General features: G+C 64.2%; 23 protein-coding genes. 4 read left to right on the top strand and 19 right to left on the bottom strand.

What is annotated here, in order from left to right; all coding sequences use genetic code 11:
- Positions 1–89 precede the first annotated feature (89 nt).
- The 14 genes from S7S_RS08510 to S7S_RS08445 form a co-directional block, all read right to left on the bottom strand.
- Positions 90–1,433, bottom strand: a complete 1,344-nt coding sequence (locus tag S7S_RS08510) for a DNA recombination protein RmuC (protein ID WP_008736025.1) — start codon at positions 1,431–1,433, stop codon at positions 90–92.
- Entirely contained in the window at positions 1,430–2,242 is an 813-nt protein-coding gene (locus S7S_RS08505) for a TatD family hydrolase (RefSeq protein WP_008736023.1), read from the bottom strand. Before S7S_RS08505 ends, S7S_RS08510 begins: the two co-directional genes overlap by 4 nt.
- 13 nt (positions 2,243–2,255) lie before the next feature.
- The gene (locus tag S7S_RS08500) at positions 2,256–2,603 is read right to left on the bottom strand and encodes a PilZ domain-containing protein (protein ID WP_008736021.1); all 348 of its coding nucleotides are present in this window, start codon (positions 2,601–2,603) and stop codon (positions 2,256–2,258) included.
- Between the two features lie 190 nt (positions 2,604–2,793).
- A complete protein-coding gene (locus S7S_RS08495; RefSeq protein ID WP_238582953.1) occupies positions 2,794–3,804 on the bottom strand; it encodes a DNA polymerase III subunit delta' in 1,011 nt (336 codons plus the stop codon).
- The gene (tmk, locus tag S7S_RS08490; RefSeq protein ID WP_008736019.1) at positions 3,801–4,454 is read right to left on the bottom strand and encodes a dTMP kinase; all 654 of its coding nucleotides are present in this window, start codon (positions 4,452–4,454) and stop codon (positions 3,801–3,803) included. Before tmk ends, S7S_RS08495 begins: the two co-directional genes overlap by 4 nt.
- Complete coding sequence (gene mltG / locus S7S_RS08485; protein ID WP_008736018.1) at positions 4,451–5,533, bottom strand: endolytic transglycosylase MltG; 1,083 nt, start codon at positions 5,531–5,533, stop codon at positions 4,451–4,453. Before mltG ends, tmk begins: the two co-directional genes overlap by 4 nt.
- Complete coding sequence (gene pabC / locus S7S_RS08480; RefSeq protein ID WP_041025969.1) at positions 5,530–6,345, bottom strand: aminodeoxychorismate lyase; 816 nt, start codon at positions 6,343–6,345, stop codon at positions 5,530–5,532. Before pabC ends, mltG begins: the two co-directional genes overlap by 4 nt.
- A 3-nt stretch (positions 6,346–6,348) precedes the next feature.
- Positions 6,349–7,587, bottom strand: a complete 1,239-nt coding sequence (fabF, locus tag S7S_RS08475; RefSeq protein WP_008736012.1) for a beta-ketoacyl-ACP synthase II — start codon at positions 7,585–7,587, stop codon at positions 6,349–6,351.
- A gap of 205 nt (positions 7,588–7,792) precedes the next feature.
- On the bottom strand, positions 7,793–8,026 hold the full coding sequence (gene acpP / locus S7S_RS08470) for an acyl carrier protein (protein WP_008736011.1): 234 nt from the start codon (positions 8,024–8,026) through the stop codon (positions 7,793–7,795).
- Positions 8,027–8,188: 162 nt separating this feature from the next.
- Positions 8,189–8,935: a 3-oxoacyl-ACP reductase FabG gene (fabG, locus tag S7S_RS08465; RefSeq protein ID WP_041025968.1), complete on the bottom strand. Its 747-nt coding sequence runs from the start codon at positions 8,933–8,935 to the stop codon at positions 8,189–8,191.
- Between the two features lie 15 nt (positions 8,936–8,950).
- Positions 8,951–9,880: an ACP S-malonyltransferase gene (fabD, locus tag S7S_RS08460; RefSeq protein WP_008736007.1), complete on the bottom strand. Its 930-nt coding sequence runs from the start codon at positions 9,878–9,880 to the stop codon at positions 8,951–8,953.
- An 82-nt stretch (positions 9,881–9,962) separates the two neighbouring features.
- A complete protein-coding gene (gene plsX / locus S7S_RS08455; protein ID WP_008736005.1) occupies positions 9,963–10,985 on the bottom strand; it encodes a phosphate acyltransferase PlsX in 1,023 nt (340 codons plus the stop codon).
- 141 nt (positions 10,986–11,126) lie between these two features.
- On the bottom strand, positions 11,127–11,321 hold the full coding sequence (rpmF, locus tag S7S_RS08450) for a 50S ribosomal protein L32 (protein WP_008736003.1): 195 nt from the start codon (positions 11,319–11,321) through the stop codon (positions 11,127–11,129).
- A gap of 18 nt (positions 11,322–11,339) precedes the next feature.
- Positions 11,340–11,879 (bottom strand): YceD family protein, encoded by a 540-nt coding sequence (locus tag S7S_RS08445; protein ID WP_008736001.1) that lies wholly within the window; start codon positions 11,877–11,879, stop codon positions 11,340–11,342.
- Positions 11,880–12,027: 148 nt separating this feature from the next.
- On the opposite strand from S7S_RS08445, the gene S7S_RS08440 reads away from it, so the two are divergent.
- Positions 12,028–12,630 carry a Maf family protein gene (locus tag S7S_RS08440; RefSeq protein WP_008735998.1) on the top strand — a complete coding sequence of 201 codons (603 nt, stop codon included), beginning with the start codon at positions 12,028–12,030 and terminating at the stop codon, positions 12,628–12,630.
- Positions 12,631–12,642: 12 nt separating this feature from the next.
- Here the strand turns inward: S7S_RS08440 and S7S_RS08435 are convergent, their stop codons facing one another.
- The 4 genes from S7S_RS08435 to S7S_RS08420 all read right to left on the bottom strand — a co-directional run bounded on the left by S7S_RS08435 (position 12,643) and on the right by S7S_RS08420 (position 16,456).
- Positions 12,643–13,566, bottom strand: a complete 924-nt coding sequence (locus S7S_RS08435) for an N-acetylmuramoyl-L-alanine amidase (RefSeq protein WP_193786230.1) — start codon at positions 13,564–13,566, stop codon at positions 12,643–12,645.
- A 67-nt stretch (positions 13,567–13,633) separates the two neighbouring features.
- Positions 13,634–14,626: a S49 family peptidase gene (locus S7S_RS08430; RefSeq protein WP_008735993.1), complete on the bottom strand. Its 993-nt coding sequence runs from the start codon at positions 14,624–14,626 to the stop codon at positions 13,634–13,636.
- Positions 14,607–15,326 carry an HAD family hydrolase gene (locus S7S_RS08425; protein WP_008735991.1) on the bottom strand — a complete coding sequence of 240 codons (720 nt, stop codon included), beginning with the start codon at positions 15,324–15,326 and terminating at the stop codon, positions 14,607–14,609. The genes S7S_RS08430 and S7S_RS08425 overlap by 20 nt, the downstream gene beginning before the upstream one ends.
- Positions 15,323–16,456, bottom strand: coding sequence for an RluA family pseudouridine synthase (locus S7S_RS08420; protein WP_008735988.1), 1,134 nt, complete (start codon positions 16,454–16,456; stop codon positions 15,323–15,325). Before S7S_RS08420 ends, S7S_RS08425 begins: the two co-directional genes overlap by 4 nt.
- A gap of 722 nt (positions 16,457–17,178) precedes the next feature.
- Between S7S_RS08420 and rne the strand changes: the two genes are divergently transcribed.
- The gene (gene rne, locus S7S_RS08410; RefSeq protein ID WP_008735986.1) at positions 17,179–20,094 is read left to right on the top strand and encodes a ribonuclease E; all 2,916 of its coding nucleotides are present in this window, start codon (positions 17,179–17,181) and stop codon (positions 20,092–20,094) included.
- A gap of 101 nt (positions 20,095–20,195) precedes the next feature.
- On the opposite strand, the gene S7S_RS08405 is transcribed toward rne, so the two are convergent.
- Positions 20,196–21,242 carry a helix-turn-helix domain-containing protein gene (locus S7S_RS08405; RefSeq protein ID WP_169745555.1) on the bottom strand — a complete coding sequence of 349 codons (1,047 nt, stop codon included), beginning with the start codon at positions 21,240–21,242 and terminating at the stop codon, positions 20,196–20,198.
- A gap of 141 nt (positions 21,243–21,383) precedes the next feature.
- Between S7S_RS08405 and S7S_RS08400 the strand changes: the two genes are divergently transcribed.
- Together S7S_RS08400 and S7S_RS08395 are read left to right on the top strand one after the other, a co-directional pair.
- Entirely contained in the window at positions 21,384–22,229 is an 846-nt protein-coding gene (locus tag S7S_RS08400) for a metal-dependent hydrolase (RefSeq protein WP_008735982.1), read from the top strand.
- Between the two features lie 162 nt (positions 22,230–22,391).
- A complete protein-coding gene (locus S7S_RS08395) occupies positions 22,392–23,387 on the top strand; it encodes an alpha/beta fold hydrolase (RefSeq protein ID WP_008735980.1) in 996 nt (331 codons plus the stop codon).
- The last annotated feature ends 42 nt before the right edge of the window (positions 23,388–23,429 follow it).

Raw genomic sequence — 23,429 nt, 5'->3', positions numbered from 1 at the left:
CTTTCACGCGGCCAGGGAAAAAAACTTGCGAAAGAGGTCTCAGGGAACAGCCGGCCTGCTTCACAGCACACCGCCTGCCCGCTCAGGTGTCAGTCAGTTTCTGGCTCGTCGTCTTCATCGTTGTCTTGGGGTGCTGGCAGTGTCCGTCGCGCTTTCGCCCCCAGGTCTCGCAATTGATGCGCCTGGCGCAGCAGGTTGCCACGGCCGTCGGACAGCCGCTTGTAGCTGGTTTCCCAGGCATCGTGGGCCTTGCTGATGCGGTCGCCCACCTCGCGCAGGGATTCTTCCAGCAGCGAAATCTGGTCGCAGATGCGGCCGGCGCGGTCGGCAATCGTGATCGCGTTGCGGTTCTGGTATTCGTAGCGCCAGATGTTGTTGATGGTGCGCAGGGTGACCAGCAGCGTGGTCGGGCTGACCAGCACGATGTTGCGGTTGTAGGCGTCGTTGTACAGCGTCGGCTCGTGTTCCATGGCAATCAGGAACGCCGCCTCGATGGGGATGAACAGCAGCACGAAATCCAGCGTGCGCACGCCGCTGAGGCCCTCGTAGTTTTTCCGGTTCAGCCCGCGGATATGGTTGCGCAGGGACTGGATGTGTTCGTCCAGTGCCAGACGCCGCACATCATCGTTTTCTTCGCTGCAGAAGCGTTCATAGGCCAGCAGCGACACCTTGCTGTCGATGATCACGTCCTTGTCGTCCGGCAGGTGTACGATCACATCCGGCTGGCGCCGCTCGCCTTCATCGCCGGTCAAGGATACCTGCGTATCGTATTCGCGCCCACGCACCAGACCGGATTCTTCCAGGATGCGCTCCAGAATCATCTCGCCCCAGTTGCCCTGGGTCTTGGTCTGGCCTTTCAGTGCATTGGTCAGGTTGCGCGCGTCCTCATGCATCTGTTGATGCAGGGCATGCAGGCCGCGAATCTGTTCGGTCAGCGTCGCCTGCTGGCGGGCATCCTCACCGTGGATCATGTCGACACGGCGGCGGAAATCCGCAATCTGCTCGCGGAACGGTTTCAGCAGGTCATCCAGCCCGGTGCGGTTCTGTTCCTGCAACTGCTGGCTGCGGGTTTCAAATATCCGCGCGGAAAGCTGCTCGAATTCCTGTCGCAACTGCTCGCGGCTCTGTTCCACCCAGGCGATTTTTTCCTGTTGCGACTGTTGCCTCTCTTCCAGCCGGGCCAGTTGCGCCTGCAATTCCGCCACCCTGCCCTGCGCCTGCTGCAACGCCTGCTGCGCGGCACTGGTTTGCGTGGCCTGTTCGGCCACACGTTGCTCGCCGGCCTGTTGTTGCGCCTGGGCGGCGGCCAGGGCCTGTTGCAGCGACTGCACCTGCGACGTGGCGCCGCGTGAACGCCAGAACATCAGCGCAACGCCGAGCAACAGCCCCAGCAAGGCCGCGAGGGCGCCAATCAATAACGTGCTGTCGGTCATACCGGGCGGGCCTTGTTGAACAGGCGAAAGAAATTGTCACGCGTACAGGCGGCGACATGCTCTACCGGCACACCTTTGAGCCCGGCCACGCAGCGCGCCACATCGGCGACGAAACGCGGTTCATTCTGTTTGCCGCGATGGGGCACCGGCGCCAGCCAGGGCGAGTCGGTTTCAATCAGCAGGTGTTCCAGGGGCAGTGCGCGCACTACGTCGCGCAGCGGTTCGGCATTGCGGAAGGTGACGATGCCGGAAATGGAAATCATGAAGCCCATCGCGATAGCGGCTTCGGCCATCGCCAGGTCTTCGGTGAAACAGTGCAGCACACCGCGCACCTCGCCACCGCCGTGCTCGCGCAGCATGGCCAACGTATCGGCACGCGCGTCGCGGGTGTGGATCACCAGCGGCAGGCCGGTCTGGCGTGCAGCCAGGATGTGCGCCACAAAGCGCTCGTGTTGCCAGCTCGGGTCATCGCCCGCGTAGAAATAATCCAGCCCGGTTTCACCGATGGCGACCACTTTCGGATGCTGTGCATGGCGCACCAGTTCTTCGGTGGTGGCGGCGCGGGACTTGCGGTACAGCGGATGCACACCGACCGTGGCATACACCTGCGGCCAGGTTTCCGCCACCGCCAGCACCTGCGGAAAACTTTCCAGGTCGACGCCGATACACAGCATGTGCGATACACCGGCTTCGGCCGCCGCGCGCATCATCGCATCGAAGTCGCCGTCGTGGGCCGTCAGGTCCAGGCGGTCCAGATGACAATGGGAATCCACCAGGCCTGCCACGGCCGGGTGTACGGAAGCATTCATGGGCGCGTCCGTGTTACATGGTGTGGGTGGGTCGGTCTGACTCCAGCGAGCCAGCCAGGTAATTCTCGATGGTCCGGCGGGCAATGTCATCCTGGTCGGAGAACTGCACGCCGATACCGGCAGTGCGGTTGCCCTGGGCGCCGCGCGGGGTGATCCAGACCACCTTGCCGGCTACCGGGATCTTTTCGGACTCTTCCATCAGGCTCAGCAGCAGGAAAATTTCCTCGCCCAGCTTGTAGTCCTTGGTGGTGGGAATGAACAGGCCACCGTGTTTGATGAACGGCATGTAGGCCGAGTACAGCACTGCCTTGTCCTTGATGGTCAGCGACAGGATGCCGCTGCGACCGCCAGGCATTTTCATAAGCAACCCCAATTCAGGATATCAATCGAGACATCCGCCGCCGGCGCAGGTTCCTTCACGCCGGCCGGGCCGTCCCGCAGCACCATAGCACCCGGCCCCGCGACAGGCGAGCCTGTGCCCTTCTCATCCGCCCCGTTGACCGGGGTCTTTGTAGCGGAGCAGTGCAGCTTCCGTGCCATGACGCAGCCCGTCAAGCCTGCAGCGCGTCAAGCGACTGGCTGCCCGCCAGCACCAGCAGCATCTGTTCCAGCAGCAGATCACGATTCGGGTTGGCGCCGGAGCGCGCCAGCCGCCGGGCGCGCGACACGGCCCCGGCGAAATCCAGCAGCCGGGCCGGGCCGACCGCCGCCAGATGCTTCAGCGGCTGGTTCAGTTCCGGATCGCTGACCAGTGGCGCCCCACCCGCCAGGCGCAGCGCCTGCCGCACCCAGCCGTAGCAGGCTTCCAGCAGGTCGCCGGTGTCGTGCGTCGCCAGTTGCCGGGCCACCACGGCCACACTCGCCTGCCCGGTGCCTACCCGGGCCAGTACCTGCACCAGTGCGCCACGTTCGGCGAACCAGTCGGCCTGCTCCAGCGCCAGCGCTTTCAGTGGCGCCCCCCCGGCCGCAGCCAGCAACGGTGCGGCGCGCTCCGGCACGGCCAGTTGCTGTGCCAGCCACGGTTCTGCCTGCGCCTGCGGCGGCACGGGCAGCAACTGCTGCTGGCAACGGCTGCGCACGGTGGGCAGCAACTGGCTGACCTGATCGCAGACCAGCAGCAGCAAGGTGTTTGCGCCCGGTTCTTCCAGGGTTTTCAGCAAGGCATTCTGCGCGGCGCGGTTCATCGACTGGGCCGGCATGATCAGCGCCACGCGATAACCACCGTATTGCGGGGTGCGGCCAGCGAAATCCACCAGTTCCCGGATCTGGTCGATGCGGATCATCTTGCCGGTCTCGGCCGGTTCCACCAGCCACAGGTCCGGGTGCGTGCCGGCCGTGCTCATGTGGCACGCGTGGCAGCGGCCACAGGCCAGGCCGCCACGGGGCGACTCGCACAACAGCAGCTGCACCAGCGCCAGCGCCAGGCGCGCCTTGCCGATGCCGGCCGGCCCGGCCAGCAACAGGGCATGAGGCAGCCTGCCGTCGTCGCGACGGGCCACCAACTGGTTCAGGGTATCGCGGTGCCAGGGGCAAGGCGCCTGGACGGCGGCCGTCTCGCTCACGATGCAGCTCCAGTGGCGTAGCCACGTACGATGTCATCAATCACCTGCTGCACGCGCTCGCGGACCTCGTCCAGGGGCGCGGCAGCATCGATCAGGGAAAAGCGTGCCGGCTCGGCCTGTTGCCGGGCCAGATAGTGTTCGCGGATGCGTTCGAAGAAGGCCTGCTCTTCGCGCTCGAAGCGGTCCAGAGCACCCCGCTTGCCGGCCCGGCGCAGCCCTTCCGCCACCGGCAGGTCAAACAGCAGGGTACGGTCGGGACGCAAGGCGCCCTGCACCAGTTGCTCCAGGGTGGCGATATGCGCCTGCGGCAAGCCGCGCCCGCCGCCCTGGTAGGCATAGGTGGCATCGGTGAACCGATCACACAGCACCCACTTGCCGGCGGCCAGCGCCGGCTCGATCACCTGGGCAATATGCTGTGCCCGGGCGGCGAAGATCAGCAGCAGTTCAGTGGCCGGGGCGACCGGCTCTGGCTGGTCGCGCAGCAGCAGGTCCCGGATCGCCTCGGCGAAAGGTGTGCCACCCGGCTCGCGGGTGATCAGCACTTCAATCTGGTTGGCGCGCAGCAACTCTGCCGTCCAGGCCAGATTGCTGGATTTGCCGGCGCCCTCGACACCCTCGAAGGTAATAAAACAACCACGCGCGGAGGTCATGGCTGCTCCACGTCAGGCACCGGTAACGGTGCCGGTGAGGAGCGGTAATCCTCCCGGCGGTTGAGCTGGTAGCGCCGCACGGCTTCCTGGTGCTCGCGCAGAGTCTCCGAGAACACGTGCGAGCCGTCGCCCCGGGCGACGAAGAACAGCGCCGCCGTGCGCTTCGGGTTCACCGCTGCCTGGATGGCGGCCGCCCCCGGCATGGCAATGGGGGTGGGCGGCATGCCAGCGATCACGTAGGTGTTGTACGGTGTCGCTTCGCGCAGGTCTGCGCTGCGGATGCGGCCCTGGTAGCGCTCGCCCATGCCGTAGATCACGGTCGGGTCAGTCTGCAGGCGCATGCCCTTCTCCAGACGGCTGACGAACACGCCGGCAATCTGGTCGCGCTCTTCCGGCACGCCGGTTTCGCGCTCCACGATCGAGGCCATGATCAGTGCGTCGTACGGATCACTGTACGGCAGGCCTTCAGCACGTTGTGCCCAGGCTTTTTCCAGAATCGTTTCCTGCCGCGCCAGCGCCCGGCCCAGCAGGGCCAGATCGGTCTCGCCGCGGGTGTAGAAATAGGTGTCCGGTGAAAACCAGCCTTCCGGGTGCCGGTCAGGCCGCCCCAGCTCGGACATGATCTGCCGGTCACTGAGGTTCTCGGTGACCAGCGTCAGGCCCGCCGCGCTGGCAAACTGGCGACGGATATCGCGAAAGGTGCTGCCCTCGACGATGGTGAAGGCACGCTGGATCACATCACCGTTTTCCAGCTTGTCGAGCAGCATGGACAGGTTTTCGCCGGGGCGGATGCGATACTCGCCGGCATGGATATGCCGCGCATCTTCATTGGTGAAGGCGTAGACACGCACCGCCATGCGACGCAGGCGCGCCTCCGACGGTTCGCCCAGCAGGCCATCGGCGGACAGCCGGCGTATCACTGAAAACAGGCTGCTGCCTCGCGGCACATCGAGCAGATATTCCTGCTCGGTCTCCAACGGTTCATGCAGGTGGCCGGCCAGCCAGGCAAAGCCCATGGGCACGGTGATCAACAGCATGAAGCTCAGCAGTACGAAATACTTGATATGGCGTTCTTTCATTGGAATATCTGTGCCCACCCGGACTGTAGCGCCAAGGTAGCCCTCCCCACGGGCCACTGCCAGTCTGCCAGTGTACGGACCGGCAGGATTCCGGCAACACTGTTGCAGGCAAAAACCTCATCGGCCGCTTCCAGCTGTGACAGTGAACGCATCTGCACGGTGGTTGCCAGGCCCGCGCCGGCGGCCAGCTGCTCAAGAATCAGCGCCCGTGCCACACCGGCCACGCCGCATTGGGTCAGCGGTGGTGTCCACAGGGTGTCACCGAACCGGGCGAACAGATTCATGCTGGTGAATTCCACCGGCGCCCCCGCGCTGTCCAGCAGCAGCCCTTCATCCCAGCCCGCCTGCTGCACTTCTCGACGTGCCAGCACCTGTTCCAGGCGATTGAGATGTTTCAGGCCCGCCAGCGCTGGCTGTTGCGCCAGGCGCAACTGGCACAGGCCAGTGGCCAGCCCGTCACGGTAGTGGGCAGCGGGACGCGCCGGCAGCGGGTGCAGGCTGGCCAGCAGACGTGGCTCGCACGGCTCGGGCGCGGCGTAGCCACGCCCGCCACTGCCGCGGGTGAGGATCAGCTTCAGTACGGCCGCCCCCTCGCAGCACGTCAGCGCCTGCCGCAGGGCCTCGTCCAGCGTGTCCTCTGTGAGGGGAATGGCCAGGGCCGCCGCACCGGCGAGCAGGCGTCGCCGGTGCCAGGGCCACAGGGGGGCACCGGCGGGGCTCAGGCGCAGGGTTTCAAAGCAGCCGTCGCCGTAGGCCAGGCCGCGATCATCTGCGGCCAGGGAGGGCTCCCAGAGTCCTTTCAGGGGCGCCATCGGTTACACGCGGCGAAACAGCAGCGATGCGTTGGTGCCACCAAAGCCGAACGAGTTGGACAACGCCACCTCCACCTCGCGCTTGAGCGCGGTGTGAGGGATCAGGTTCAGGTCGCAGCCATCATCCGGGTTATCCAGGTTGATGGTCGGCGGCAGCATGCCGTCGCGCAGGGCCAGCATGCAGATGATCGCCTCCACTGCACCGGCTGCGCCCAGCAGATGCCCGGTCATGGATTTGGTGGAGCTGACCGCGAGCTGTTCGGCATGCGCCCCGAACACGGAACGGATGGCGCGCACCTCGGCGATATCGCCGGCCTTGGTGGAGGTGGCGTGGGCGTTGATATAGCCGACCTGCTCCGGGGCGATACCGGCATCCCGCAGCGCACACTGCATGGACAGCGCGGCACCGGCGCCGTCTTCCGGCGGCGAGGTCATGTGGTAGGCGTCGCCGCTCATGCCGAAGCCGATCAGTTCGGCGTAGATTTTCGCGCCACGGGCTTTGGCGTGTTCGTACTCTTCCAGCACCATGATGCCGGCGCCGTCGGACAGGACAAAACCGTCACGGTCACGGTCCCATGGCCGGCTGGCTTTTTCCGGTTCGTCGTTGCGGGTCGACATGGCGCGGGCAGCGGCGAAGCCGGCCATGCCCAGCGCGCAGGAGGCTTTTTCCGAGCCGCCGGCAATCATCACGTCGGCCACACCGTGCATTACCTGCTGCGCCGCCAGCCCGATGCTGTGGGTGCCGGTGGTGCAGGCAGTGACGGTAGCGAAGTTCGGGCCACGGTAGCCGTACATGATCGAGAGGTTGCCGGCGATCATGTTGATGATGCTGCCTGGCACAAAAAACGGCGACACCTTGCGCGGGCCACCGTCGAGCATTTTCTTGTGGTTTTCCTCGATGCCGGTGAGGCCACCGATACCGGAGCCGATGGCAATGCCGATACGGTCGGCATCTGCTTCCTGGTCGGTCAGGCCGGCGTCACGAATCGCCTGTACGGCGGCCGCCAGGCCATACTGCACGAAGATATCCATCTTGCGTGCATCCTTGGCTGGCAGGTATTGCTCGATATCGAATTCCGGCACGGTACCGACAATGCGGGTGGACATGCCTTCCGGATCAAAATGCGTTATCGGGCGAATACCGCTTTTGCCGGCCAGGATGTTCTCCCACCCCGATGCCACATCAGTACCCATCGGACTGAGCATGCCCATGCCGGTGACGACTACTCGACGTCTTGTCACTGCCATTCCTCCATCCACACGTTGCGCGCAGTATACGAAAAACCGCTGCGCAGCATGCCGGAAAGTTGTGTCAATTAGTCAATGCGGCGCTGCCTTCGCGAGGACACGCGACGAGCGGCGTCGCGCGCAACGCAACACGCATAAAAAAACCGCAAGTTCACACCGTGAACCTGCGGTTTTTTTATTTGATCAGGCCAGAGCCGGATCAGGCGTGTTGCTTGACGTAGTCGATGGCAGCCTGAACGGTGCTGATCTTTTCGGCTTCCTCGTCGGGAATCTCGGTTTCGAATTCCTCTTCGAGGGCCATCACCAGCTCAACCGTATCCAGCGAGTCGGCGCCCAGGTCTTCCACGAAGGATGCTTCCGGCTTCACGTCTTCCGGTTTGACACCCAGCTGCTCGATGATGATCTTGGCGACCCTTTCTTCAATGCTGCTCATGATCCTGACTCTCTCCTGTTGTGGTGTCCATGCACCTCAGGCGGCTATTCTAGGTGAACGCTGTTTGCCCATGCAAGCCGCGATCCCGACCACCCGCTGCGCGTATGTTGCGAATTATTCGCTATAAATATCAACAACCTGTAAAGCAATCTTCAACGCCAATCAACCAGTGAACATGCCACCATTGACATGAATGGTCGTGCCAGTGACATAACCGGCCCCTTCTGATGCCAGCCACGACACCGCGCTGGCGACTTCATCCGCCTGCCCGAGACGGCCTAGCGGGATCTGTGCCAACAGGCCATCACGCTGCCCTTCGGCCAGCGCATCGGTCATGTCCGTCTGGATAAAACCCGGTGCAACCGTGTTCACCGTGATCGCCCGCGAGCCCAGCTCACGCGCCAGCGCGCGGCTGAAACCTTCAGCACCACCCTTGGCGGCAGCATAGTTGGCCTGGCCGGCATTGCCCATCACGCCAACGACTGAACTGATGGTGATGATGCGTCCCCTGTGTGCCTTGGTCATGCCCTTCAGGCAGGCACGGGTGACCCTGAACAGTGCATTCAGGTTGGTGTTGATCACCGCATCCCATTCATCTTCCTTCATGCGCAACATGATGTTGTCACGGGTGATACCGGCATTGTTCACCAGCACCAGCGGTGCGCCAAAGCGCTCCTGGACTTCAGCCATGGCGCGGGTAACGGATTCGCTGTCGCTGACATCCATCACCACACCACCGCCGGCGTTACCCTGCGCGGCCAGCGCCTCGGTGATACCGGCCGCACCGGCTTCCGTGGTGGCGGTGCCGACCACAATGAAACCCTGCCCCGCCAGCATTGCGGCAATCGCCTTGCCAATGCCACGGCTGGCGCCGGTAACCAGTGCAATCCTGCCTTGTGTCTCGCTCATTTCTGCTCCTGTGATTCAGGCATCCGGCGTTGCAGCCTGCAACGCGGCGGCATTCTCCAGCGCCACCACTTCAACGCTGCGATCAATCCGTTTCACCAGCCCGGCCAGCACTTTGCCCGGGCCGCATTCGTAGGCCAGCGTCACACCGTCGGCGGCCAGTTTCTGTACTGTTTCCGCCCAGCGCACCGGCGAATAGAGCTGCCGGACCAGCGCGTCGGTCACGCGGCCCACATCAGTTTCCACGGCGACGTCGACGTTATTGATGACAGCGATCTCCGGCTCATGCAGGCGCAGGCCACCGATCACGCCGACCAGTTGCTCCGCTGCCGGGCGCATCAGTGCGCAGTGCGACGGCACGCTGACCGGCAGCGGCATGGCACGCTTGGCACCGGCCGCCTTGCAGGCTTCCACGGCCCGTTGTACGGCGGCCACGCTGCCGGCAATCACCACCTGGCCCGGTGCGTTGAAATTGACCGCTTCCACCACGTCGCCGTTGGCCGCTTCAGCGCAGGCGGCGCGCACCTGTTCGTCTTCCAGGCCGAGAATGGCGGCCATGCTGCCCTGCCCTTCCGGCACGGCACTCTGCATCAGTTGCCCCCGCTTCTCCACCAGGCGCACGGCATCACCCAGGGTGAGCACGCCCGCGCAGCACAGCGCGGTGTATTCCCCCAGACTGTGGCCGGCCAGCATGTCCGGGCGCGCACCGCCACGATGCTGCCACAGACGCCACAGCGCCACCCCGGCGGTCAACAGCGCCGGCTGGGTCTTGTCGGTGCTGTTGAGGTCGCTCTCCGGGCCTTCCTGCACCAGCTTCCACAGGTCATAGCCCAGGGCGCCGGAGGCTTCATTGAAGGTGTGCTGCAGTACCGACTCGTCCCGATAGTCGGCGAGCATGCCGACGGCCTGGGAACCCTGGCCGGGAAACAGAAAAGCTGTCTTGCTCATAGGCGCTCCGTTCTGGGTGCTCTTGCCGGCGGCATTATGCGCAGCCTGGCCACGGGATGCGCGCCGGCGTTGCAACAAAATCTTATGCGGTGCCGTCGCTCTTGTTCACCAGGGTGGCGCCAATCAGCGCCGGCACATTGCGATCCGCCTCGCGCACCGCCACTTCCAGGGCCGCCAGGAAGCCGCTGACACCGGCCCCGCCGTGGCTCTTCACCACGATACCGTTCAGGCCAAGCAGGCTGGCGCCGTTGTAGCGCTCCGGGTCCATGCGCTTTTTCAGGCCGCGCAGGACCGGCAGCGCCAGCAGGCCGGAGACTTTTTTCAGCCACGAGCTGCTGATTTCGGTGCGCAGCATATGGCCGATCATGGTGGCAGTGCCTTCCATGGTTTTCAGCGCCACATTGCCGACAAAGCCATCGCAGACCACCACATCGGCCTCACCGTCGAAAATACCCTTGCCTTCGATAAAGCCGCAGTAATTCAGCGCCGGGTGTTCCTGCAACAGTTTCGCAGCCTGTTTGATCAGGTCATTACCCTTGATGTCTTCCTCGCCGATATTCAGCAGCGCCACGCGCGGCGCCTCGATGCGATCCAGCGCGCGCACCACGGCGGCGCCCATCAGCGCAAACTGCAACAGGTGTTCGGCTTCGGAATCCACATTCGCGCCCAGATCGAGCATGTGGCAGTGGCCGGTGCGGGTGGGAATGGCCGTGCAGATGGCCGGGCGCTCGATGCCCGGCAAGGTCTTCAGGACAAACCGGCTCACGGCCATCAGCGCGCCGGTATTGCCGGCGCTGACCACGGCCTGGGCCTGCCCGTCGCGTAGCTGATTGACCGCCACGCGCATGGAGGAATCCTTTTTATTGCGCAGCGCCACCGCAACCGGATCGTCCATGGTCACGATGTCACTGGCCGGCACGACACGTACCCGCGCGTGCTGCGCCAGGCCTGCATCGCGCAGTGCAGCCGCCAAAGGTACCGGCTGGCCCACCATCAATACTTCAACGGTGGCGTCTTGTTGCAGCAATTGCGCCACTGCGGGCACGGTCACCGGCAAACCGGCATCCCCGCCCATGGCATCCACAGCCAGCGTGACCTGTGCCATGAAATCCCTCATCCGCTTTTATAAAGCCGACATACAAACCGATTTGTCACATCGCCGCAACGGGCTGGACATATCCGGAAACTGTTATGTCAGCGCAACGAAAAACGGGAGCCTCGGCTCCCGTTTTCCGTGGTGTGTGCGTTACGCTTCGTCGTCGTCCGCTTCCACCTGTTTGATCACCTGGCGGCCGCGATACATGCCGTCCGGGGAAATGTGGTGGCGACGGTGCACTTCACCGGTGTTGGTGTCTTCGGTCAGCGCCGGCGCGGACAGGGCGTCGTGCGAGCGACGCATGTCACGCTTGGAACGGGTTTTCCGATTCTGTTGAACTGCCATGGTTCGCTCCTGTGGGGCTTATTCCTGACCGTCCCGTTTCTTGAGAGTGGCCAGTATTGCAAAAGGGTTATCCGCCTGTTCCTGTGACGCGGCTTCTTCTTCCTCCTCCACCTGGGTGGTGGTGGGAAGCTGCGTCGGGCATTGCTCGTGCATGGCGACCAGCGGCAGCGCCAGCAGCAATTCTTCTTCCATCAGCGGCGCCAGCGGCATCTTGTCGTCCGTCACCAGCCAGGGATCAAAACGATCCGGCACCGTATCAATATCGTCTTCGCTCCAGACCAGTGCCAGGCGTACTCTGGCAGTGATTCCGCAGCGGACCGGCTCGAGGCAGCGCTGGCAGGTCAACACCAGGTGGGTGCTGATGGTGCCTTCGACACTGCGCACGCCATCCTCGTCGCTGCGCGCAAACGTGAGCGCGACATCTACCGGCTCGCCCTGACTTTGCTCGAACTCGCTCAGTCGGGGAAGCGCTGCGACAGTGGTCTGGCCACCAATGGAACCGCCTTGATCGGCCAGCTTGCGCGGCTCAACGTAATGCGGCAATTGCCCGGAAAACATAAGCGCGCAATTCTAGGGCCGCAGCCCGCCCCTGTCAAAGCGTAAATTAAAAGCCAAGCCGTTGATGAAAAAGGGTTTTTCAGTGCAGCGTCAAAACCGTCGCGTTACACTGCGACAAACCTGGTGTGAAACCCCGACCGGAGCCCCCATGACAACCGCCGCACCGCCCCTCGTTCTGGCCTCTTCCTCCCCGTTCCGGCGCAGCCTGCTGCAGCGCCTGGGGCTGACGTTCAGCTGCCACAGCCCGGATATCGACGAATCCCGCCGCCCCGGCGAGACGCCGGTGGAACTGGTGCTGCGCCTGGCGCGGGAAAAGGCACGCGCAGTGGCCCAGGAATACCCGGGCGCCCTGATCATCGGCTCTGATCAGGTTGCCGTGACGGCAGACGGCGAGGTGCTCGGCAAGCCCGGCAGCCGCGACAAGGCCATTCACCAGCTCGAAGCCAGCAGCGACAGCACCGTCACCTTCCAGACCGGCCTGTGCCTGCTGAACAGCGCCACCGGGCGCGACCAGTGCGGCTGCGAGCCGTTCACCGTGCATTTCCGCCGGTTGTCGCGTGCGACCATCGAGCGCTACGTGGACCAGGAGCAGCCGCTCAATTGCGCCGGCAGCTTCAAGTCCGAAGGGTTGGGCATTGTGCTGTTCAAGGCCCTGGAAGGCCGCGACCCGAATGCGCTGATCGGCCTGCCGCTGATCATGCTGACCGACTTTCTTGCCACCGAAGGCGTGGCACTGCCCCCGGAACGCTGATCAGCAGTGGCCTCAGCCGTGACCGGTGTCGCGCATTACCGGGCAGGTCACGTTCCAGCCCGCCCAGCTCGGCGGGCCGCCCGTGTCCCACTCGGCCAGCGGCGGCAATAACGCCGGCCGATAACGCTCCAGCAAGGCCCACAGGATCGCCACCGTCTCGGCATCCGGCACACCACGGTAGTCCGCCGGACGGAAGCGCATCTGGAACGCCTGCACCGTGGAGCAGGTCTGCCGGTCCGGCTCGCCGGTCAGGCGAATCGGATACCCGAACGTGGCCAGCGCCTCCTGCACATCGCTTAACGTGGGCGGCAGCAGTGTGAACCAGTCACGATAACGCTGCACCACCCGCTCCTCCGGCCAGACGCCCAGGCCGGCGTCATACAATGCCTTCCAGGGAAACGCCGGACCGGGGTCCACCTTGCGCAACGGCGCCACATCCGAATGCCCGACGATATTGATCGGATCAATGTCATAGCGGCGCACCAGATCACGCACCAGCGCAATCACCGCATCGATCTGCTCCGGCGGATACGGCGCCCAGGCCACGCCACCCTCTGCCGCACGCGGGCCTGTGTTGATGATTTCGATGCCGATGGAGGTGTCATTGATATTGCTGCGGCTGCCCCACGCACTGACGCCGGCATGCCAGGCCCGCTCATGTTCCGGCACCATCTGGTAAATCACCGGGCGGGTTTCGCCCCGGGGCGGCACCGGCACCAGATAATGACTGCTGACTTCCGGCCCGGTCAGCGAACGCAGCGCGCGCGGCTCCTCGCTGCTGGTGTAATGCAGCACCAGATGATAGATGCGGGAACTGTAGGCAGTGGCCGGGTACTGGTGATCCACCCGATAGCCATCGCGGCGCTCGGGCCAGTGGGTGCAGGCGGCGAGCAACGCCGCCATGCACAGCAGAATGACGCACCGTCCTGACGACATGGCACTCCCTGGCCGACACAGACTGTTCGCAAAAAAAACGCCACAACCGACCTGTGGCGGTCATGACTTAACGCAGGCTCCAGCCATCCACGCCGAGCATCTGGCCAACGCCCTTGCCGATGCTGACGCCGAAACCACCCAGCAGACGCTCCAGCGGATGCGGCAGCACGGAGTAGTCGACGATCTCTTCCTCGCCCACCACCTCACGCGCCACCTGGCCGGGGCTGCCGGTGCCATCTGCCAGCCCCAGTCGCACGGCTTCTTCGCCAGACCAGACGAGCCCGGAAAACAGTTCCGGATGACCTGCCACCTGAAGACGATCACCGCGCCCGGCTTTCACTGCATCAATGAACTGCTGGTGAATCTGGTCCAGCATGCCCTGGAAGTGGGCGGTCTGCTCAGGCTTTTGTGGCTGGAACGGGTCCATCAGCGCCTTGTTTTCACCGGAAGTCTGCACGCGGCGCTCGACACCGAGTTTTTCAATGGCCTCGGTAAAGCCGAAGCCGGCCATGATCACGCCGATGGAACCGACGATGCTGGCCGGGTCCACATAAATCTCATCCGCCGCTGCCGCAATATAGTAGGCCCCGGACGCGCCCACATCGGTGATCACCGCGTAGACTTTTTTCTCCGGGTACTTGGCTTTCAGCCGCATGATTTCGTTATACACATAACCGGACTGCACTGGCGAACCGCCCGGGCTGTTGATGCGCAGCATCACCGCCTTCGACTGCTCCGCCTCGAAGGCGCGACGCAGCCCCTGGCTGATGGCATCGGCATTGGCTTCTGCGCCATCGGCAATCACGCCGGAGACATCAACCAGCGCCGTGTGCGGCTCCACTGCCGCCATGCTGCCGGAGAAGCCCGCGCGCAACGGCAGGAACATCAGCAACACCAGCACCAGATAACCGAGCGTTGCGGCGCGGAAAAAAATGCTCCAGCGGCGCTGCTTGCGCTGCTCGTCCTGCATGGACAGCACCAGTTTTTCGATCAGTTGCCATTCGCGATTGCTTTGCGGCGGCGACACCTGCGCACCGCGATTATCGTTGTACTGATCCATCCACTCTTACTCCACTTTCCGTCTGAACCGATGCTGCCTCAATCGACCGCCGCCGTGCGTCGATCAACGGCAGCAGCCCCTCAATATGTTCCAGCAATGCCAGCGGCCGATGCACCGCCAGGCGCTCACGCGGGTGCGCGCCGTACAGCACACCGACACGATCCACGCCGGCACGCTCGGCCATTTCCAGGTCGAAACTGGTGTCGCCAACCACCAGCGCCTGCTCCGGGGCATGGCCCAGCTCAGCCAGCAACTCCAGCACCATATCCGGGTGCGGCTTGGAACGGCTCTCATCAGCGCAACGGGAACTGTCAAACCATTTGCCCAGCCCGGTGCTGCCCCACACCCGGTCCAGCCCGCGACGGCTCGTGCCCGTCGCCACGGCCAGCTGCATTCCCTGACCACGCAATGCGGCCAGGGTTTCCAGTGCACCGGGAAACAATGCACTCGGCTGCACCTCCGCGGCAATGAAATGCACCGCGTAACGCTCCCGCATCGCATGTACCAGTGCGTCGTCCGCCTCGGGATAGAGATCGCGAATCGCCTCGAACAGCCCGAGGCCAATGATACTGCACAGCCTTTCCGGCGGCAGGGCCGGCAAGGTCACATCAGCAGCGGCGGCGGCCAGGCAACTGACGATACGCCCGGTGGAATCCATCAGGGTGCCGTCCCAGTCGAAAATGACCAGTGAATAGCTCATCCGCGCGACCTGCTCCGCCGCCCGGGCGGCTTGCCGGTCGGTTTGCCGGCTGGCTTGCGTCCTCCACGGGCCGGGGGTGCTGCCTTTTTCACCTGCGCACGCGGACGCTGCATCTCCCCGCTGGCCGGCTTCGGCGTTGGCGGGCTGGCCGGCAACGCGGCCGGCCCGCCGCGCAGCCGCACCAGGGCCTCCTCGAACGCTTCGTCCAGAGGCGCCTCGACACGCAGCTCGCGCCCAGTTTCCGGATGCCGCAATGCCAGCAAACGGGCATGCAGAAACATGCGCCGGGAACCGACCTGTTCCGCCAGCGCACTGTTGACGTCGGCATCGCCATATTTGTCGTCACCGAGCAGCGGGAAACCGCCGAACTGGGCATGCACGCGAATCTGGTGCGTGCGCCCGGTGGCCAACACGGCTTCCACCAGTGCCACGTCGCCGAAACGCTCCAGCACGCGGAAATCCGTGCGGGACGCCTTGCCCTCGCGGGACACCCTGACCACCCGCTCATTGCCATGGGTCTGCTTCAGCAGCGGCGCCTCGATGGTTTTCTGGGTGCCCTTGAAGCCCCGGCACAGCAGCCAGTAGCGCTTTTCCACCCCGCCGCCCTGCATCAGCCGTTGCAGGCGACGCAAAAAGGCACGGTGACGTGCCACCATGATGGCGCCGGACGTGTCGCGGTCCAGCCGGTGCACCAGTTCCAGAGATGCCGCCTCGGCCGGGTACAACGCCCGCAGCGTCTCGATCAGCCCCAGGCTGATACCACTGCCGCCATGAACGGCCAGCCCGGCGGGCTTGTTATAGATGTACAACCAGTTGTCTTCATGGATCAGGCTGCGCGACAGGCGCTCGGACAGCCCCTGCCCCACGGCAGGCGGTGGCCCGCTGTCGCTGGCCACCCGCACCGGCGGGATGCGCACCTCGTCGCCTTCTTCCAGGCGCTGGGTCTGCTTGGCACGGCGGCCGTTCACGCGCACCTGGCCATCGCGGATGATCCGGTAGATACGGGATTTCGGCACCCCTTTCAGGGTTGCCATGAGGAAGTTATCCAGCCGCTGCCCGGCACGATCATCACTGATGCGCACATGGCTGACGCCGGGAGAACCGGACGGAGATTCGGGGGTCTGTGACATGGCGGCGATTCTAGGGCCTGTCCGCCGCCAATGCATCATGCACGTTGCATGGCGCCGGCCCCGCTTGCCACAAACCGCTATCTGATTGATGTCGCTGTCATTTTGCTGCTATAGTCGGCTGTCGGCCTGGACCGGCCCCGGCGACGCGATGCGAACATTCGCCGGTAGCTGCGGACCCTGCGCCTTGTTTACTTCAAGCGCGCTCGCCATCCGCGTGGCCTGGCTCCGCCCGACAGCAAAGATAGCGAACACTGTGATATGACGCCTGTGCCACACGCACAGCGTCGCAGGCAACACACCCGATTGATTGACTGGCGCCATCATAACGCCCATTGCGCGGATGGCGATTCAACAACCCTGGTGGCCTGCAGAGACGCCCAGCACACTGGGCGACAGACACTGACGACAAGAGATGCCACGCGGGACGCCCCTTCGGGAGAGCGGCCCGCGGCAAACTGAAGGGCACACGCCCGCGGCCCGGCCTGAACCGCTTCGGCCCGCCCGTGTCCCTGGTATGACTCTCCGCAATCGACACGGGGATCAGCAGTACGGACAGCACCCTGCCGGCGAGACCGGCTCGTGCCAGCAGCAGGAAAGGATGTTCCCTGACAAGGCTATCCCGTTCCCGCGCCGGCGCTTATTTCACCGCTGCCCATGCCCTGCCCCGGTCTGCCGCCCCCTACGGGCGCTCTGCGCTGGCTGCCACTGAATGTGGTAGACACATGAAACGTATGCTTATCAATGCGACGCACCCGGAAGAGGTTCGCGTCGCGCTTGTCGATGGTCAGCGTCTGTACGATCTGGACATCGAACACCGCACCCGGGAACAGAAAAAAGCCAACATCTACAAAGGCAAGATCACCCGCGTCGAACCCTCCCTTGAAGCCGCCTTCGTCGATTTCGGCGCCGAGCGTCATGGCTTTCTGCCACTGAAGGAAATTTCCCGCCAGTACTTCAGCAAGGACCCGAAAGACATCCAGGGTCGCATCAACATCAAGGATGTGATCCGCGAAGGCCAGGAAGTGATCGTCCAGGTCGACAAGGAAGAACGGGGCAACAAGGGCGCTGCCCTGTCCACCTTCATCAGCCTGGCTGGCCGTTATCTGGTCCTGATGCCGAACAACCCGCGCGCCGGTGGTATTTCCCGCCGTATCGAGGGTGATGAGCGTCAGGAACTGAAAGAAGCCATGAACGCCCTGACCATCCCCAATGACATGGGTGTGATCGTGCGCACCGCCGGCCTCGGCCGCTCCGCCGAAGAGCTGCAGTGGGACCTCAACTACCTGCTGAAACTGTGGGATTCCATCAGCACCGCCGCCAACGAGCGCCCGGCGCCGTTCCTGGTGTACCAGGAATCCAACGTCATCATCCGTGCCATCCGCGATTACCTGCGCAAGGACATCGGTGAAGTCCTGATCGATTCCGAAGAGACGTTCGCCGAAGCCAACGGCTTCGTCAGCCAGGTGATGAGCGACTTCTCGCACAAAATCAAGCTGTACCGGGACGAGACACCGCTGTTCTCCCGCTACCAGATCGAATCGCAGATCGAGACCGCCTTCCGCCGTGAAGTGAAACTGCCTTCCGGCGGCTCCATCGTGATCGACCCGACCGAAGCGCTGGTGTCCATCGACATCAACTCCTCGCGCGCCACCAAAGGCGCCGACATCGAGGAAACCGCACTGCAGACCAACCTGGAAGCGGCCGACGAGATCGCCCGCCAGTTGCGCCTGCGCGACATCGGCGGCCTGATCGTGGTCGACTTTATCGACATGGGCCCGGCCCGCAACCAGCGCGATGTGGAAAACCGCATGCGCGAAGCGCTGGAAGCCGACCGTGCGCGCGTCCAGGTGGGCCGCATTTCCCGCTTTGGCCTGATGGAACTGTCGCGCCAGCGCCTGCGCCCGTCACTGGGTGAAACCTCCAGCATTGTCTGCCCGCGCTGTAACGGCCAGGGCCATATCCGCGACGTGAAATCCCTCGCCCTCTCGATCCTGCGTCTGGTCGAGGAAGAGGTAATGAAAGAGCGGACCGGCGAAATCCAGGCCCAGGTGCCGGTGGCGGTGGCCACCTACCTGCTGAACGAAAAGCGCCAGGCACTGCGTGATATCGAGGGCCGCTACAAAGTACGCGTGCTGATCATCCCGAACCAGAATCTGGAAACGCCGCACTTTGAAGTGCAGCGTATCCGCGACGATCAGGTGCAGTCGGATCTGGTCAGCCACGAAGTGGCGCTGCTGGAAGGCGAAGAAGACCCGACCCTGGTGTCCGCGCAGGATACCGAGATCAAGCGCCAGGAAGCGGCCGTCAAGCTGGTGGCTCCGGACACCGCCCCGCCGCCGCCGAAACCGGTCGCCGAACCCGGCCTGTGGGAACGCTTCTTCGCGTTCCTGGCACGCATTTTCAAGAGCGAAGAACAACCGGAAAAGCGCACCAAACCGAAAACACAACGTAGCCAGCCGGCAAATCGTCGCGGCAACGACAACCGCAATGCCCGCAACCGCCGTGGCGGCACCGAGCAGCGCGGCAACCGTCGTGACAACGACAAACGTGACGACAAGCGCGATAACGAACGCGACAGCAAGCGTGACGACAAGCGCAGCGACAACGACAAGCCGCAGCGCAATGCCCGTGACGACAGCAACCGCGACAAGCTGCGTGACGGCAATCGCGATGGTGGCAAGGGTGCGCGCAACGACAACCGCCCGGAGCGAGCGGAACGTGCCGAACGCCCGGAGCGCCAGCCGCGCCAGAATGACCAGGACGCCGACAACAAGGGCAACCAGGACAAAGCCGCTGCACGCCCGGATAACAATGCCCCGCGCAATGACGACGGCCAGGCCCAGGAACGTCCCGGCCGCCGCCGTCGCCGCAACCGTGGCCGCGGTGGCAACAGCAACACGGAACAGCCGGCCGCCCGGCAGGACAACAGTGCCGACAGCGACAACCAGGACGACCACAACACCATCCGCGAACAGGACAGCGCCGAGCGCCGTACCCATGTGAAGGATGATCGTCCGCTGCGTCAGCGCCAGCGTCCACGCCGTCAACGCGATGACAGCAACGAAGCCGAAGAAGCCGCCATTATTGCAGCGGCCACCGCCAGCACCGTTGTCGTCACCGAAGCGACTCCGGAAGCACCCCGGACCGGGACAGCCGCCAGCGCCGACGAAGCAGCTCAAACCGAGCAAGCACCGGTTGCCGCAGACACGGCCCCGGCTGACAACACGGCACCGGCCGAACCCGTAGCCCAGGCCGACAATGCCGCGCCAGAAGTGGTTGGCGTTGAGGCTGAAGCCGAGGCAACACCGGCGCAACCGGAAGAACAGACCACCGACACCGTTAACGCCCCCGTCGCCGAAACACCGGCCACCGAGGTCGAAGCCGAGGTGCCGGCCGATGTGACGCCGGCCGCTGAAGAAGCCCCCGCAGCAGCCATCGCTGACGTCGTCACTGAAACGGAAGTGAAGACCGAAACCGGCACCGCGCCGCAACCGGCCGCTCAACCGGCAGAGGCAGAAGCCGCAGCTCCGGCCGCCCAGCCCAGTGGCGGACGCGCTTCCAACGATCCACGCGTGCTGCGTCGCCAGCAACTGGAAGCAGCGCGCCGGGAAACGGAGCAAAGCGGATCGGATAGCTGATTCGTACGCAGCAAAAATGAAAAAGGGCGGAATTTTCCGCCCTTTTTTTTAGCCGCTACCCGTCAGTCAGGTCGTGCCGCGGAATGGAAAGAGCGCACACCTTACCGCTCTCGCGCCCCACGCCACTCGCGCGGCGTCTGCCCTGTCCAGCGACGAAACGCACGGGAAAAATTCGACACATCGTTATAGCCCAGCTGATACGCCACTTCGCTCACGCCGAGCCGGGTGTCACCGAGCAGGCGGCAGGCACGCTGCTGCAATTCCGCATCGACCAGATCCCGATAGTTGGCACCTTCCTCCTGCAAACGTCGCTTCAGTGTGCGGCTGGAGGTATGCAGGACAGCGGCCATCTCTTCCAGGCCGGGCAGCGGCTCACCTTCCGGCACCTGTTGCAGGCGCTGCGCCACGTGCATGACCTGGCTTTCTCCGGCGGCAAACAACTGGCGGAATTCCTGTTCGCACTGTTCCCGCGCCAGCGCAGCGATAGCCGGATCAGCCAGGCGGGGTGAGGCCATGAAATACGACTGCGGGACACGCAACTGGCACACGGGTTGCTCGTAGCGCATGCGCGCCGGCACCTGGGCAGCCTGGCGGGCCAGATATGCGGGCTCAGCGCCGCGCATATGGATTTCAGCCCCGGTCAGCGGCTCCCCCATCAGTTGCTCGGCCATGTGCGCCAGGCTCACCAGCATCACTTCGAGAATGAAGATTTCCAGATCGCCAAGATCCCACAGGGCCTCAAGCGTGATGGCGGCGGTATCGCCGTCAGTTTCATACCGCACCGCCAGAAACGGCGCGCGCAGCGTGACGTAACGCGCCGCCGCATCGATGGCCGCGCCCACGGAGGGGCTGGACAGCGCCATCATGCCCAGCGGGCCATGCAGGCTGACTTTCAGTGCGCGCGCGTAGATCAGCCCCAGGCCCTGCTCCCCGGCCAGCGCCACGGCGCGCTGGCAAGCCGTATGGCAGACGGCAAGGGGCGCCCGGGCATCCGGTTGCAGCAGGCTGCTGCGGGTGACGCCGAGCCCTTCCAGTAACGTCGCGTCGTCATGCCCGAGACCACGTATCACATCGCACAACAACAGCAGATATACCGCCGGCACGCCGGGCCGGTTCTGCAACAATGTCTTCTGCTGGCCTGAATTCACCTGAAAATGGCCTCCCGACACCAGACTTTCCACTTCCGCGTGGCCAACATAATGCCGTGCAGACACCGGGTAAAGGCCCGGTGCGCCTCAAGGCTGTGCCATGCAGTCAGTCATCGTGCCTTTAGCACCGAGGAGAAACGTATGCGGTCGCGGAAAAAAAAGCCGGCCAATACCCTCACCATCACGCCGCAGCGGATGGATTTTGATTTCGCCGGGGTACCGAAGCACTGGTTCGACAATGATCCGGTGCTGTCACACTTTCTGAATGCCCTCTCGCTCACTTTCCCCGATGGCGAGCGCTTTTTCGTCGATGCCGTGCGCGCCTTCCGCGACACGGTCAAGGACCCGGAACGGCAGAAGGAAATCTCCGGCTTTATTGGCCAGGAAGCGATGCACTCGCTCGAACACGACACCTTCAACAAGATGCTTGCTGCCCAGGGCTATCGCGAACAGGCCGAGGGCGGCCAGAAGCTGGCGCGCTATCTGATCAAGCAGGGCCGCGAGCGCCTGTCCGCGAAAAAGCAGCTGGCCGCCACCGCCGCGCTGGAGCACATCACCGCGATCCTGGCCAACCGCCTGCTGAAAGACCCGGCCCTGCTGGAGAGCATGGACCCGGCCGTGCGCGACCTGTGGATGTGGCACGCCATCGAGGAAATCGAGCACAAGGCCGTCGCCTACGACCTGTATCAGGACGTCTGCGGCGATTACCGGCTGCGCGTGCGCATCCTGCTGGCCGCCAGCCTGGCCCTGGCCAGCTACACCTCCAAATACACCTGGGCGTTCCTGAAGCAGGACAACCTGCACCGCAACCCGCTGGTGCTGGCCCGTGGCGCCTGGCGCCTGTTCGGCTTCAACGGCCTGCTGACCCGCACCGTGCCGGACTTCCTGCAGTTTCTGCGCCCGGGCTTCCATCCCTGGCAGGAAGACAACAGCGCCCTGGTGGCGCGCTGGCGGGGCGTGCTGTCCGAGACCGCCGAAGCCGCCTGATGCCTTGACCCTCGCGCCGTGGGCGGCTGTCGCGCTGCCCACGGCTCTCCCCGTACCGCGTCCGTATTATGGCTCAATGTGACATCGAACAATGTCACTGTTTGGGTGAGTATCGTCTGCAACCTGACCCTGCGCACAGCAGACACGACGCGAGACCAGAATATGAAAAACGCCGCCTCGAACACCGTCAGCGCTTCTTTCGTGGAGACCATCGGCCAGCCTTTCCTGGCCAACAGCCGCTATACCCCGGACGCTGCGGAACTGGCACGCTGGAAACCGACCCGCTCGCTCTGGAATATGGCGCGCCGCAGCCAGATCGCCGTGTCCGGCCTGAAACGGCGCCACGTCTGGCTCGACCAGCACCGCATCACCTTCCTGGAAGGCGGTCGTGCCGATGGCGAGACCGTGGTACTGCTGCACGGCTTCGGTGCCAACAAGGAAAACTGGCTGTTCATGGCCGGCCTGCTGGCGCGCCGTTACCACCTGATCATTCCGGACCTGGCCGGCTTTGGCGAAAGCCATTTCATTGCCAGCTCCAACTATCGCCTGGCCACCCAGGCGGAACGCATCCATCGCATGCTCGGCCTGCTCAAACTCGGCCCGGTGCACATCGTTGGCAACTCCATGGGCGGCGCCATTGCCGGTATCGTCGCAGCACGCGCCCAGGACGATGTCCTCAGCCTGACGCTGATGAACTCCGCCGGCATGCGCGGCCACAACATGAGCGATTTCGAAACCGCGCTGCTGCGTGGCGAGAACCCGCTGATCCCGCGCACCCTGCTGGATGTGGCGCGGCTGTTCCGCATCACCACGCACCGTAACCGCCACAGCCTGTCCGCGTTGCTGACGCCGCTGCTGTACCGCGAAATGGCGCACCGCTACCCGGTCAACCACCGTATCTTCCGCGACCTGCTGGAAATCGACGAAGACCCCAATGACCTGTTCGCCGATATCCGCTGCCCCACCCTGATCATGTGGGGAGACCGCGATGAGGTGCTGGATGTGAGCTGTGCCGCCACCTTCAAGCAACTGATCCCGCATGCACGCACCTGCATCTTCAAGGATGTGGGCCACCTGCCGATGCTGGAAGCCCCGGCACTGACCGCCCGCGCCCTGCGCAGCCACTGGCGCGAAGCGCGCCGGCAGCGCAGCCACTGACCTGTCGCGCCCCGGACTGCCGGGGCGCTTATTGCGGCGGCG

The sequence above is a fragment of the Isoalcanivorax pacificus W11-5 genome, from assembly GCF_000299335.2.
Classification (GTDB): domain Bacteria; phylum Pseudomonadota; class Gammaproteobacteria; order Pseudomonadales; family Alcanivoracaceae; genus Isoalcanivorax; species Isoalcanivorax pacificus.
This window is presented reverse-complemented; position numbering and strand designations above follow the sequence as displayed.